Below are 14,090 nucleotides of genomic sequence, written 5' to 3'. Positions count from 1 at the left end.
CGACGACATTGTGAACGCGGCCAGCGGTCGAATTGCGCTATGAGCAGCACGACTGGCAGGGATCGCGCGAGGAGCATATGCGTAAGGCCAATCTTGCCGGCGTCAGCGTTGCCGCTGTTATCCTCGCAGCTATCAGCATCACGCGGTCGGGCGCCGAACCCGTGCTCAGAGGTGCCGAGGCCTTTGGCGACTGGCAGCGCGACAAGCCCGGCACGGTGCGCCTGATCACACCGCAGGACCTGCCCAGGCCGGGCGCAACGGCCTCCAGCAGCAATTCGTCGCGCGTCGTGCAGCGACCTCCCTCAGCGGTGCCGCAGGTGCCGGCAGGGTTCAAGATCGAGTTGTTTGCAAGCGGGCTGAACGGGCCGCGGATCATCCGGACTGCGCCCAATGGCGATATCTTTGTCGTGGAGACCAGCTCCGGCCGCATTCGTATCCTGCGCGGCGCCGACGGCGCCACCAAGCCTGCGACCAATGACGTCTACGCAACCGGATTGAACCGGCCGTTCGGCATCGCATTCTTCCCAAGCGGCGACAACCCGCAATGGCTCTATGTCGCCAACACCGACAGCGTCGTGCGCTTTGCTTACCGCAACGGTGACCTCAAGGCGTCGGGAAAGCCCGAGACCATCGTCGCAAATCTTCCGCACGGCTACAGCCATTCCACGCGTGACATCGTGTTCACGCCCGACGACAAGCGGATGCTGGTATCGGTCGGCTCGGCCGGCAACGCAGGCGAGGGCCTTGGCCGGCCTCCGGATGGCATCGAGGCCTGGAGCCGCGACCACGCGCTTGGCGCGGCCTGGGGGCCCGAAACCAACCGCGCTGCTGTGCTCGGCTTCGATCCCGATGGCAAGAACCAGAAGCTGTTCGCCACCGGGATCCGCAACTGCGTGGGACTAGCGATCCAGCCCGGAAGCGGCACGCCGTGGTGTTCGACCAACGAGCGCGACGGCCGAGGCGACAACCTCGTGCCCGACTATGTGACGCGGGTCCGCGAGGGGGGGATGTCCCGATCGCTGTTGAACTAGGTCGGGCCAACGTTGCCGGAATGAATGTTACGCGGCCCTCGTGACGTGGGCAACGGGGTTGATCTTCATGCGATTTTGGCGAGCTTGAAGGGCCGCACGCAGAACCGACAATTGCTTATGCGCCTTCAATCGTCGGAAGCCCTTGTTGGCCTCGATCATGCCGGCCGCGACCCATCGCAAGGCCATACCGGCATCCCGCCAGCGTTTGATGTTGCGCGTGACGCGGCGAATGGTGCCCATCATGTTCTCGGCGATGTTGGTACAGGCGAGCGATCGACGAAGCTCCTTCGGCAACTTCAACCGGACGACAGTCAGGATTTCGTCGAGGCCTTCAAGGATGCTCGCCGCTACACCGGGCCATTGCTGGTCGAGTCGACGCGCGAGATTGCGGATCAATTTTTCAGCCTTGTCGGCGTCATCGAGCTCCCAGGCCTGGCGCAGCACCCGACGGGTGGCCGCATGATGCTCTTTCGGCAGGCGTTCCATGATGTTGCGCGCCTTGTGGATCTGGCAGCGCTGGATCGCAGCGGCCGAACCGAAGGTGCGGCGGATCGCCTTCGACAACGCCTTCGCGCCGTCGGCGATGAACAGTCTTGGCACCGTCGGGTCGAGCCCGCGCGAGACCAGGTTGTCCAGCAGGGCCTGAACCGTGGCGGCATTCTCGGTCGCCCCTTCCACCAGCGCCAGCGGATGCTTGTTGCCTTCGCCGTCAACCCCGATCGCGGCGACCAGCACGAGATCGTCGCCGAGATGCAGCCCGTCGATTTGGACCACCAGAAGGTCGAGCGCGGACAGATCGGTAGCCATGAAGTCGGCCAGCCGCGCCGCCGACAGCGCTACGAACCTCCGCGAGGCCGCCGATTTCGAAATCCCCGATCCGGGCGGTGCCGGCACGTCACCCTCGGGCAGTCGGACAGCACGGCCGAACCGGCGCGTCGACACATTGATCAGCATCAGGTTCATCGCCCAGCGACCGAGCCAGTCCTCTTGCGCCGCCGTTTCCCAGCTCGGGATCGTGACCTCGCGGCCGTCCACGCCCCGGACCCGCGGGCGCTCGACCTCGATCTTGCCGCCGTGGAAACCAATCCGTCCCCGCGTTCGGCCCCAACGGTGCGCCCGCCGCGCCGCATCGCGACCGTGGCGCGGCCCGCAGGCCGCCGTCACATCCGCCTCCATCATCGTGCCGAGCGCCTCGATCCCTGCCGCAAGGCAGAACCGATCGAAGCTCGCTCGCACTTCCGCAAACGCTTCGTCCACAGCCCCGGTCGCCGACCAACCAGCCGGTGTGATATCTCTCGTCATGGCGTTGCTCTCCTTTGTGGAATCAGCACCCCGAGCCTACCGGCTCAAGGTGGGCAACGCCGACCTCTTCAGAACTTCAACAAAACCCGGGACATCCCCCAATCTTCCCCACGGCGCCGATCAGGCGTCTCGCCGGCGTCGGGCATTACTGCTTCGAGGATGCCCCGCAGGAAACCTGTGGGCTGATCGCGGAGTTCATCCGGCAGACCTGACGGCACGTCGATCGACGAGGGCGAGGGAGTACCGCGATAGGACGGACGACGCTCTGCCAGGTTGTGTCGCGGGACAGACTCGCGTCAAGGCCAGCGGGCTGCTAGCCTTTCGGGAGCAACGCATGTAGCTCCGGAAGGAAATTTCTGGTGACCACCTACATTGGAACGCTCGGCGACGACAATCACACGGCCGCTGCCGGTGAGGACATCCTTTACGGTCTGGACGGCAACGATACGCTCGGTGCGACGATGACCGGGAGCGTCGTCTATGGCGGCAACGGCAACGACAGTCTGACCTCGAGCCTTTTTCACAGTGGTACTGTCTATGGTGGCGAAGGCAATGACACGCTTTCAGGCTACGACGCCACTTTAGCGGGAGACGGCGGCGACGACTCGATCCAGGGGTCGGGTGGTATCGCCTACGGTGGCGAAGGCAATGACACCATTTCAACGGGCTGGGACGGTTTTTATGACGCGGGCGCAGGTTACGGTGGCGGCGGAAACGACGTTATCTTTTCAACCGGGTTTGCAGACGGCGGCAGCGGTGATGACACGATCTACGGCGGCTATTTGCTTTTGGGCAGCACCCACGTCGTTTTCCAGGGCGGCGATGGCAATGATGTCATCATCATCACCGGTGGCGGCGGCATCTTCAACCTTGCATCAGCCTACGGTGGCCAAGGTAACGACAGTATCTATGGCGGTGATAACGATGACATCCTGATCGGTGATCAGGGCGTTGATCTGCTCGAAGGCAATGGCGGCAACGATTATCTCTACATGGCATCAGGTGGCGGATCGTCCTATGGCGGCGCCGGCAACGACGTTGGGGTCGGATCGGCAGCCGCCGACGTCTTCAGCGGTGACGACGGCGATGATGTTCTGTACGGATACGAAGGTAACGACTACTTCTACGGCGGGGCCGGCAATGATGTGATGTATGGCGGCGATGGCACCGACGTGCTGTTGGGCGGCGCCGGCAACGACTACTTCGACGGCGGCACCGGCGTGAACTACTATTTCGGCGGAGGCGGCAACAACACCTTCGTTTCCAACGATGTCCCGAGCATCCAGGTGGTTCAGGACTGGACTTCAGCCACCGATACCGTGCTGCTCAACGGCAGCGGCTTCACCTCGTTCGCTGACGTGCTCTCGCACTCGTTCCAGAGCGGCGCTTATTTCGTGGTGCAGATCGATACCGACACTGCGGTCTGGCTGAACGGTGCCACCGCGGGCACGGTCACGGCGGCGAATTTCTCGATCGTGAGCTAGCGCGGTTCAGCAGCGCGTTAGTGAGACGCAGTCGTTGGCTCGAGACGGCCGAAGAGCCGACAGGAGGAGAGCTTGGTTACGTACGTAGGAACTCTGGGGGCCGACAGCCACATCGGCAATGAAGATGTGATGTATGGCCTGGATGGAGGCGATACCCTTGATGGGAATGCTCTGGGAGTCGCCCAAACATTATACGGTGGCGAGGGCGATGACAGTCTTGCTGCCGGTGGCGGGGGCGCCGGGGTGATCGTTTTCACTGGTTCCGGACTCGTTGGCGGAGCCCTTATCTACGGCGGGTTGGGCAATGACAGCATCTATGGTGGCGCCGCGCCGGAAACCATCGTTGGTGATTCCGGCGTGGATTTACTGGAAGGCGGAGCCGGCGACGACTGGCTTTACCTTCCAACAGGTGGAGGCAACGCCTACGGAGGAACCGGCAACGACGTGCTGGTGGGGTCGCAAGTCTTCGATGTCCTGATTGGCGATGACGGCGACGACGCGATGTTTGGCTATGGTGGAAACGATTACGCCTATGGCGGCAACGGCAACGACGCGATGTACGGTGGTGATGGCGTAGACGTGCTGATCGGCGGCGCCGGAAACGACTATTTCGATGGCGGCGCCGGCGTGAATTACTATTTCGGCGGAAACGGCGGCGGTCCGGGCACCGGCGTGGGCAACGACACCTTCGTTGTCAACGACGTTCCCGGGGTGCAGGTCGTGCAGGACTGGACGCCGGGCCTCGACATCGTGCAATTGAACGGCTCCGGCTTCGCGTCCTTCGCCGACGTTCTGTCGCACTCGTACCAGAACGGCGCTTACTTCGTGGTCCAGATTGATGCCGACACTGCGGTCTGGCTGAATGGTGCCACTGCGAGCACCGTCACGGCGGCGAACTTCAACATCGTCAGTTAGCGGATCGCTGATCGATCACGCCAACAACAAGATCATGCTGCATCTGGCCGAGAGCTCACCGGCGCGTTGGCGTTGTGCCGGCCGGCGCCTCCTGCTGCGCTGATACTCGCTGGCGACCACCGGACATCGGCGACGATCCGGCCATCGTTCGAAGCAGAGCGACCCAGCTCTGGCTTTTTCTCCCCAGCCGCCGGGATCGCGCTTGCGAAGCAGGGGGCCCGATGAAATAGTACGCATTTTAAGGTTGTATTCGGGGGTATTTATGACGGTTGTCAGCGACTTCACCGCAATTTTGTCCGGCAACTCATGGTGGGGCAATTCGGTTTCGGGAGCGTCGCTCCCTGGCAGGCCTGCCTTCGTCAGCTTTTCGTTCGACACATCGATTTCGGCAGCCGAGCTTGCTTCGTCAGATACCCAAGCCTTCAAGAACAGCCTTCGACCCTTTACCGAGGACGAGAAGGCCGTCGCGCGGGCGGCGTTGCAACAATGGGCAGCCGCAAGCGGCCTGGTTTTTCTTGAGGTGCCGGCAGGTCTCGGCGATATCCGATTCACTACGGCAGATTTCTCCACCGACCCCAAATACGCCATCTACAGCGGATTTGGGTATTACCCGAACGTATCGATCAATTACGACTACGACAATCAAATCGGCGGCGACGTCTTCGTCCAGTATGGCCGCGTCGCTATCGGGCTAATGCTGCATGAAATCGGACACGCGATCGGGTTCAAGCATCCGTTTGATGGCGATCCGACGCTGACGCCGAGTCTCGACGATAAATCCCAGACGGTGATGAGCTATACCGGTGCGCAACCGACGCACCTCGGACCGCTGGACCTTCAAGCGGTTGCATACCTGTACAATGGACCAGGCACCGGCGGATCCCAGGATTCAGCCTGGCAATGGACCGGCTACAACACACTCATTCAGGTCGGGACGGGCGGTAACGACATCTTTCGCGGCTTCAACACGGGTGACGTTATCTCTGGCGCCGCTGGCGACGACGTTGCCATGCTCAACAACGGCAACGATCAGATGTTCGGCGGCCTCGGCAATGACAGCATCCACGGCGACGCCGGCAACGATCTGCTGTCGGGTGATGACGGCAATGATACTCTGTTCGGCGATGCCGGGAATGACGCATTGCGGGGCGGGGCGGGAGCTGACGCGCTCTACGGAGGCGACGGCCTCGATGTGATCGAAGCTGGATCGGGCAACGATGTCGTCTATGGCGGTGCGGGCGACGATACGCTGACCGGCGGCGACGGAAACGATGTCCTCCAGGGCGACGCCGGTACCGACTTTTTCAATTTCTCCGCGCCGCGAGCTGCCTACAGCATTTCGATCTATGGAGGCACCACCGTGGTCGTCGATGGCGTCGACGGCACGGATACGGTCTACAGCGGGGAATATCTGAATTTCGCCGACGGCAATTATGCCACTGGCGGCCTGGTGGCCAACACGCTGTTTTCCCCGGTCGATCCCTCCGGTCCGGCGACGAACGATCTGCTCTACGGGGGCGCGGGCAATGACACCCTGGCGGGCGGAGCTGGAGCTGACGTTCTGGTCGGACTGGCCGGCAACGACACGGCTTACGGCGGCACCGGCAACGACTACTTCTATGGCGGCGACGGCAACGACGTGTTCTCCGGCGGCGCCGGGGTCGACGTCCTGGTGGCCGGCAACGGCAATGACGTCGCCTATGGTGGCGACGATCAGGACTACCTCTATGGCGGCGCCGGCAACGATGTTCTCGTTGGCGGCGGCGGCGTCGACGTGCTGCTCGGCGAAACCGGCGACGACTACCTGTACGGCGGAGACGGTGGTGACTATTTCTACGGTGACGTCGACAACGACACCGGCTTCGGCGGAGGCGGCAACAACATCTTTGTGATGGCGGCAGGCAACGACGTCGCAACCGGTGAAGATGGTCAGGACTATTTTTACATGGGAGACGGCGACGACATCATGTACGGCGGCGCCGGCGTTGACGTCCTGCTCGGCGAGGCCGGAAACGACACATTCGATGGAGGCGCCGGGACTGACTACCTGTTCCTTGGGCCGGGCGGAAATGACAAGGTGCTGTTCAATGCGAATTCGGGCGTCGATGTCGTGAATGACTTTGAGGTCGCAAACGACCTCGTCGCGCTTCAAGGAACGATGCTGACGAGCTTTGATCAAGTGCTCGCCGCTACGACAGACTACGGTTCGTTCTCCATTATTACAGCCGACGCGAACACGGCCATTTGGCTGATCGGCGTGAACAAGAGCCAGCTCCTGGCAACGGACTTTACGTTCTCCTAGAGCGTTTTCGAGCGAAGTGGCTACCGGTTCGCGTGAATCTAGAGCCCCGTTCCGATTCCGTCGGAACGGCGCCACAAGCCTTTCAACGTGTGCAACGCGCTCGCAGACGCAAGGCAGCGCACTTCAGCCGCAAGGGGACTAGACGCGTTCCCGTGTCGCCCAGACGTACAGCACAAACGCGACGACCACGCCCACCACGATCAACATCCAGTTCTGGCCTTCGAACCCAAGGATGTGGAATGGCTGTATTAGAAATTGCACCGCGTGCCCCTTTTTAGGGCACAGTACGGTCTTTTGCGCCAGAAATATACTATTTGTGTATTTCTGTTCGAGCGAACGATCCTGGCTGTATTACGATGCCGCTCAATTCACCTCGGTCTCCAACCGGTTCTCGAGTCGATAGCCAACGCCTGATTCGGTGACCAGCAGGCGCGGCTGGTTGGGATCGGTCTCGATCTTCTGGCGCAGCTTGCGTACCAGGATACGCAGGTACTGAATGTTGTCCCGCTGATTGCCCGTCCAGATCTCTTTAAGCAACTGGTCGTGCGTGACCACCAGACCGACATGCGTCGCAAGTACGTGAAGCAACCGGTACTCCTTCCGCGTCAGTTTGATTCTGGCGGTATTGAGCTCGACAGTCCGGCTAACGAGATCGACGGAGAGCGGCCCGACCACAACGACGGGATTCTCCGTCGCGCTCTTGAAGTAGCGGCGCAAGGCGGCGTCGCTGCGCGCAAGCAGTTCAGCCATGCCGAACGGCTTGACCACGTAGTCGTCCGCGCCTGCCTGCAGCAGGCGAACCTTTTCAGCTTCGTCGGCTTCGACGGAGAGTACGATCACCGGAACGTTTGACCACGAGCGCAGCCGTTCCAGCGTTTCGCTGCCGTGCAGGTCGGGCAGAGCCAGGTCGAGAATCACGAGGTCGGGCGCGTTGAATGTCGCGATCTTCAGCCCCTCGGCGGCGTTCTCGGCCTCGGCCACGGAGAAGCCGTGGATCTCGAAGCCCGCACGCAGGAAGCGCCGGATCTTGGGCTCGTCGTCGATCAGCAGGACGAGATTGCGCGAATTACTCATCGTCGTAGGCCGCCAGTTCCGGGTCCGAGGTCTGCAACGCCGGTAGCAAGATTGATGCCGTCGTCCCCAGGCCCTGGCCGCGACTCATCAATTCAACGCTGCCGCCATGCGCCCTGATGAATGTCGATGCGATCCAGAAGCCGAGTCCCGAGCCGGGGACGCTTGTCTGATGGCGTGGGCTTCGGAACGACTTGCGGCCGAGCTGGAGCTGCTCGTCGGGCGTGACGCCGATCCCCTGGTCGATGATCGACATCACGACGCGCCCGGAGGCATGCCGGGTCTGCACGGAAATTGTCGACCCGGACGGAGAGTATTTGGCGGCATTTTCCAGCAGCTGGCCACAGGCCTCCTCGATCAGACCGGTATCGACATTGAGCAGCGGGAGGTCGTCGTCGAATCCGATCTCGATCCGGTGCGCCGCCAGCCGCCGCGCACGGGTCTTGAGTGCGGCGTTGACGATGTCGCGTGGGTCGGACCATTCGAGACGGGGCGTCAGCCCGCCAGCCGTCACGCGCGTCGCGTTCAGCAGATTGCGGATGTAGCCGTCGAGCCGGGCGACCTCGTCCGTGACAGCTTCGACCAGCGAGCCGAGCCGATCGTCGGTAGCGACGGCCGGCATCGCGCTCATGACGCTGACCGATCCCTGAATGGCGGCGAGCGGCGAGCACAGCTCGTGCGAGAGCGTGCCGTGGAAGGCGTCCCGCAACAGTTCGGCCTGCAGATGCAGCCGGGCATCGTCCATCGCCTTGCCGATATCGAGCCGCTGCAGGGTCAGCGAGACCTCTTCGAGCACCGCCTCGATCCTTGCGGTTCGGCTTCCGATCGCACCGCGCGTGCTGCGTCCGACATTGATGGCGATGACGCCGTGCACCACCGTGTTCGAGCCGATCGCGCGCAGCAGCCAGACGTCCTGCGTCGGCTCATCGACGACAGTGCCCGCCGTCTTGGTGGCGGCGACCGTCATGGCCGCGACGGCTTCCTGGACGGCGGGCGGGGTGAGCCCCGACTCCGGCAAGGATTCGAAGTGCCCGTCGGCAGATGCGACGAACAGCGCCGCGCGCTGGCCGAGCGTGTGCGCCAGATAGTGGCTGATAGCGTCGATCAGATCGGAGATGGTGAAGCAGGCGGCAAGTCGCTTCGAGAGTTCATAAAGGTGCTGGATTTCCCGCTCGCGACGCCGCAGCCGCTCGGTCTCCTGGCGCAGGCGCGATGCCAGATTGCTGCTTGCCAGTGCGACGACGAGGAACACGAGGAGGTCGATGGCCTCCTGCGGATTGTCGACGCGAAGGCTGTAAAGCGGGGTGAAAAAAAAGAAGTCCGCCGCGGCGATCGCCATCAGCGACGCCAGCGTGCCCGACCAGACGCCCCATCGGGTCGCCGCAAAGATGACCGGGATCAGATAGGCAATCGGGACCAGATTTGCCGCAACCGGCCCCTCCAGCATGAACATGAATGCCGTGACCGCGCCGATCAATCCGGTCGACCAGAGCAGAGGCAGGAAGTCCCGCCGCATCACCGACGATGGACGTTCATCGGATTTCGATGCGAATGGTAGCCCGGCTTCGCCCGGGCGCGCGCTGACGTCTGCGAGCCGTTGCGGCAGGGGCAGGGAATCAATCAAGGATTTCGCCTTCGTAGAGAAAGACACCGGAAGATCCTCGCAATGGCCTTCCCGGCCAGCACGAAATCCACCCCGGCAACATCCGACAGAAACGTGGAGGTGAGGGCGTTGCGCCGTCAAAACGGCCGGGGCCCGCACCCAATATCCAACGTTCGACTGTCGGTTGCTGCCCCGATGTCGCTAACTACCCAGCGATCGGAGCATCCTCCGGAACCAGGTAGAAAAGCTATGCTGTTCGAGGGCGCAGGAAATATAAAAGTAATAGCCGCGGCCCGGCATTCGTGATCGGCCGCGGCGGATTGGACGGGGGCACCCCGTGGCGGGGTGGCGACAACGGGGCGAGGCGGCGGCTTCAACGCTGGTGAAGCGGGGGCGAGGCATCATCCGACTTCTGGAGTATCGCGTTAACATAGCTGAGGGCCAACCGTTCCCCCGCAAGCTCCGGCTTCGACGCCTGGTACAGGCCGGCCTCGCCGGTCTGGCTGGCCCGGGGCGGCGTCAATTTGCTGATCGCCGACGAGCTGATGTATTTCGGCGGATAAAGATAGAAGTCCATCAGCGGGGTCAGCGAGCAACCTGACTGCCGCTTCAGGATCGCGAGCGACCGCGCACCGGCGTCGGGATAGAGCGCACTCCAGCCGGCAAAGCTGCTTGCCAATATCTCCAGCGCCAGGATCGCGGTCGCGATTTCGACAAAGCCCTGGTTGGATTTCTTGGCGCTTCGGGTGGTCGAAGCCTTCCGCAGCCATTGCCGGAATTCGCGATGCCGTTCGATGAACGGCCCGAGCCGCGCACGCCACAGCGTGTCGGGCAGGCAGGCGTAGCCATGAACGTCGTGATAGCTCTCGATCAGGTTGCGGCACTGGACCGTGAGATTGGCCGGAAGAAAGCCAAGATCGACGTCGTTGATCTCGTCGGTGAGAGCGACGTCGTTCGCACAATTCGTAATGTTCGCCACGACGCGCAGCGCTCCATTGCACTCGACGCGAAAGATTCGCTCGATGCCGTGAGATTAGCCACGGGGCGCGTATATCTTCGATCTCCATTCAGGGCTATCTGCATAGCAATAAAATAGCGCGCGTATCGGCTGCTGGCCGAGCTATGGCGGAAATGCCACAGAGTTCTGGAAATCTATCGCAATGCAACCAGCGAATGTCACAAAACAGCAAGATATTCGCCGAGTTCTTGAGCAAGCGCGCGAGCAACTGATGCTTCTGGAAGCAAACGACGCGACGCGGAATGTTTCGGATATTTTATCTTAATGAAAGCGCGGGGAGACCCGTATCGCCTTTTTCTCAACGCCCCACGAAAGATTACGCAGACGTTACACGCGACAGCGTTCGAAGCGTCGGTAGCAATATCTTGGGGCAAAATCATGAAGAGACTCTTTTTGGCGGGCGTATCGTTGACGGCGGTGAGCCTGTTCAACGCGGCTCATGCAGCCGACGCCAATCCGCCGCTGTTGAAAGCGCCGTCCTCGACGTGCGATCCCTACAAGAATTACTCCTGCCTCGACAGCTATCTCGGCAGCGACTTCTTTACGCGGTTCGTCAACTATTACCGGCTGGAATGGGGACACGATGCTGCGCCGTCGGATCCGAAAGCGCCGCCGTCCCGCCGCGCCTACTGGCCGACGACGCCGCAGAGCACGCCGCCGATGCCGTTCGCGGACTGGCCTTATGGCGGCTCGACGAACATCGGCGACACGCGGCCAAGCTCGGTCGACAGCCCGCTGATGGCGGCGCTCGGCAACACGCCAGCAGGTCAGTGGATGAACGATGCGCACATCCAGGTCTATGGCTGGGTCAATGCCGGCGGCAATCTCAGCAACAACACGGTCAAGGGCGGCAATTCGCCGGCGGCTTATGACTACAACCCGAACACGGTCCAGCTCGACCAGGCGGTGGTCTACATCGAGCGCCTGCCGGACACCGTCCAGAAGGATCATGTCGACTGGGGCTTCCGTCTCGCGCCGATCTACGGCGAGAACTATCGTTACACCACCGCCTACGGTCTCTGGAGCAATCAGCTTCTGAACCAGAACAAGAATTACGGCTACGACCTGCCGATGGCCTATGGCGAGGTGTTCGTTCCGCAGGTGCTGGAAGGCCTGATGTTCCGCTTCGGCCGATACATCTCCATTCCCGACATCGAGGCGCAGCTCGCGCCGAACAACTACATGTATACGCACTCGATGACGTATACGTTCGACAACTATACGAACACCGGCCTCAACACCACGCTCGCGGTGACCAAGAACTGGATGTTCCAGCTCGGCCTCACCGTCGGCACCGAGGCAATGCCGTGGCATGTCGGCCAGAAGATCGACAACCCGGCGCCGAACCCGCTGTTTCCGAACTCGACGATGCTGAAGGATCCCGGTGCGCAGCCCAGCGTCAGCGTGGGTGTCCGCTATACGACCGACAGCGGCAATGACGGCGTCTATGTCGTCGCCAACGGCATCAACAACGGCACCTGGGGTTACAATAACCTGCAGTGGTACGGCCTGACCTACTATCACAAGTTCAACGACCAGTGGCACATCTCGTTCGAGACCTACAACGAGCACCAGAACAATGTGCTGAACGCGAACAATCCGGCGGCCTTGGCGTCCTTCCTCGCGGGAGGCACTCCGTTCTCGCCGCAGGTGATGCCGTTTAACTCGCCGTTCCTCGCACAGTGCAGCAACGCTGCGGTGTTCTCCTGCACGGCCTCGGTCCAGACCTTCCTGACCTACATCAGCTACAAGCCGACGCCGCTCGACAACATCTCGTACCGTCTCGAATATTTCGATGACCAGCAGGGACAGCGGACCGGCGTCAAGACCCGCTATGTCGAGACCGGTATCGGCTGGCAGCACTGGTTCTCGCCGCAGATCGAGATCCGGCCCGAAGTTTCGTACTACAGGGCGCTCGACGCGGCGGCATTCAACGGCAACGCGAATCTCGGAATTGCGCCCAACAAGAAGGACGCTCTGATCGGTTCGGCAGACATCATCATTCACTTCTGATCCAGAGGCGGCGCCACGTCGACCAGATCGCGTGGCGTCCCCATCAGAAATTAGGGGATTCACAATGAAGCACGTTTTCTTCACTACCGCAGCGCTCGGAGCGCTGTTGCTTGCCTCGCCGGCGATGAGCGCGGACCTGCCGCTCTATACCAAGGCGCCGGCGATCGTGGCACCGGCATACGACTGGTCCGGCTTCTATCTCGGCGTGTTCGGCGGCGGGGGCTTCGGTAATCACAACCTCAACAACGGACTCGGACCGGCAGGCCAGGCCAACTACACCATCAACTATTCCTCGAGCGGTGGAATTGCCGGCGGCGAGATCGGCTACAACGTGCAGAGCGGGAACATCGTGGTCGGCGTGGAAGCCGATGGCTTCTGGTCCGGCGTCAAGGGCAGCGATATCGGTCAGTTCAATGCCGGCACGCTGCCGATCGGCTCCGCCGATGCGACCAGTCTCCGTGACGGCTTCACGGTTCGCGCGCGCGGCGGCATCGCGGTCGACCGGCTGCTGCTGTTCTTCACCGGCGGCTGGGCCTATGGCGAATTCCAGCACACCAACACCGATCCAGTGCTCGGCATCGATCAGTTCAACGCGAACAGGAGCGGTCTGACGGCAGGCGGCGGCATTGCCTATGCGCTCACCAACAACCTGATCGGCAAGTTCGAGTACCGCTACTACGACTTCGGCCGGTACGAGCGCGCAGCGCCGCTGAACGGCCAGCTCCCGTATACCGTCGACAACACGCTTTCCGTCGTGACGCTGGGCCTCGACTACAAGTTCGGCGGTCCGGTGGTCGCGAAGTACTGATCGGCGACGCGGCTGCAGACCGCAGCCGGAAGGGAGGACGGGGTGATGAGTTCGACACTGAAACGCGTGGTGTTGCGTGTCGTCGCGGTCGCGGGCCTGTGCGCCGCGGGCGCCGGCTGCGCCAGCGATGTGGCGGTGCCTGCGGGGGACGGCTCGGTCCCCCACATGCGCTATTACGGCGGCCCGAAATCGCCGATGTGGCCAGGCCAGTAGGGACCCGATGCGAGCGCTTCGCTTTCATGCAGCAGGACGTTCCGGCATCAGGCTGGCGGTTCATGTTGGCGTGTTGCTGGCGGTCAGCTGCATGGGCGATGCGTCGGCGAAACCGGCTCGCCGGCACGGCCACGTCCGCCGGCCGCATTCGTCCGCGATGGTTGCACTCTGGCTTCCGTCACCGATGCAGCGACCGCTCCGGCTCGGACCGATGCGCTATTACGGCGGCCCGAAGTCGCCGATGTGGCGCGCGCCGGCTGAGAATTGACGGCGGCAAATCGCCGGCTTGGCCCGATCGACGGGCGTGGCGCACGCGTAACCGCGGGAGTG

General features: G+C 62.3%; 10 protein-coding genes and 1 pseudogene. 7 read left to right on the top strand and 4 right to left on the bottom strand.

Features of this window, described 5'->3' with window-relative positions; genetic code table 11:
* Window positions 1–77: 77 nt before the first annotated feature.
* Window positions 78–1,004: pseudogene (locus HAP48_RS37990) on the top strand (PQQ-dependent sugar dehydrogenase); the annotation flags it as partial.
* Window positions 1,005–1,058: 54 nt separating this feature from the next.
* Here the strand turns inward: HAP48_RS37990 and HAP48_RS37985 are convergent.
* Window positions 1,059–2,333 carry an IS256 family transposase gene (locus HAP48_RS37985; RefSeq protein WP_166204996.1) on the bottom strand — a complete coding sequence of 425 codons (1,275 nt, stop codon included), beginning with the start codon at window positions 2,331–2,333 and terminating at the stop codon, window positions 1,059–1,061.
* 359 nt (window positions 2,334–2,692) lie between these two features.
* On the opposite strand from HAP48_RS37985, the gene HAP48_RS50250 reads away from it, so the two are divergent.
* From HAP48_RS50250 to HAP48_RS37965, 3 genes are all read left to right on the top strand, one after another.
* Window positions 2,693–3,817, top strand: a complete 1,125-nt coding sequence (locus HAP48_RS50250; RefSeq protein WP_166204994.1) for a calcium-binding protein — start codon at window positions 2,693–2,695, stop codon at window positions 3,815–3,817.
* A gap of 72 nt (window positions 3,818–3,889) precedes the next feature.
* The gene (locus HAP48_RS37970; protein WP_166204992.1) at window positions 3,890–4,732 is read left to right on the top strand and encodes a calcium-binding protein; all 843 of its coding nucleotides are present in this window, start codon (window positions 3,890–3,892) and stop codon (window positions 4,730–4,732) included.
* A 262-nt stretch (window positions 4,733–4,994) separates the two neighbouring features.
* The gene (locus HAP48_RS37965; RefSeq protein ID WP_166204990.1) at window positions 4,995–7,034 is read left to right on the top strand and encodes a hypothetical protein; all 2,040 of its coding nucleotides are present in this window, start codon (window positions 4,995–4,997) and stop codon (window positions 7,032–7,034) included.
* A 363-nt stretch (window positions 7,035–7,397) separates the two neighbouring features.
* Here HAP48_RS37965 and HAP48_RS37960 read toward each other — a convergent pair whose 3' ends face one another.
* The 3 genes from HAP48_RS37960 to HAP48_RS37950 all read right to left on the bottom strand — a co-directional run bounded on the left by HAP48_RS37960 (window position 7,398) and on the right by HAP48_RS37950 (window position 10,687).
* Entirely contained in the window at window positions 7,398–8,108 is a 711-nt protein-coding gene (locus HAP48_RS37960; RefSeq protein ID WP_166204988.1) for a response regulator, read from the bottom strand.
* Window positions 8,101–9,729, bottom strand: coding sequence for a DUF4118 domain-containing protein (locus HAP48_RS37955; RefSeq protein ID WP_166204986.1), 1,629 nt, complete (start codon window positions 9,727–9,729; stop codon window positions 8,101–8,103). The genes HAP48_RS37960 and HAP48_RS37955 overlap by 8 nt, the downstream gene beginning before the upstream one ends.
* Before the next feature lie 352 nt (window positions 9,730–10,081).
* Window positions 10,082–10,687, bottom strand: coding sequence for a hypothetical protein (locus HAP48_RS37950; protein WP_166204984.1), 606 nt, complete (start codon window positions 10,685–10,687; stop codon window positions 10,082–10,084).
* A gap of 417 nt (window positions 10,688–11,104) precedes the next feature.
* Here HAP48_RS37950 and HAP48_RS37945 point away from each other — a divergent pair, with 417 nt between their 5' ends.
* From HAP48_RS37945 to HAP48_RS37935, 3 genes are all read left to right on the top strand, one after another.
* The gene (locus HAP48_RS37945; protein ID WP_166204983.1) at window positions 11,105–12,739 is read left to right on the top strand and encodes an outer membrane beta-barrel protein; all 1,635 of its coding nucleotides are present in this window, start codon (window positions 11,105–11,107) and stop codon (window positions 12,737–12,739) included.
* 64 nt (window positions 12,740–12,803) lie between these two features.
* On the top strand, window positions 12,804–13,547 hold the full coding sequence (locus tag HAP48_RS37940) for an outer membrane protein (protein ID WP_166204981.1): 744 nt from the start codon (window positions 12,804–12,806) through the stop codon (window positions 13,545–13,547).
* A gap of 45 nt (window positions 13,548–13,592) precedes the next feature.
* Window positions 13,593–13,760: a hypothetical protein gene (locus HAP48_RS37935; protein ID WP_166204979.1), complete on the top strand. Its 168-nt coding sequence runs from the start codon at window positions 13,593–13,595 to the stop codon at window positions 13,758–13,760.
* The last annotated feature ends 330 nt before the right edge of the window (window positions 13,761–14,090 follow it).

The organism is Bradyrhizobium septentrionale (assembly GCF_011516645.4).
Classification (GTDB): Bacteria; Pseudomonadota; Alphaproteobacteria; order Rhizobiales; family Xanthobacteraceae; genus Bradyrhizobium; species Bradyrhizobium septentrionale.
This window is presented reverse-complemented; position numbering and strand designations above follow the sequence as displayed.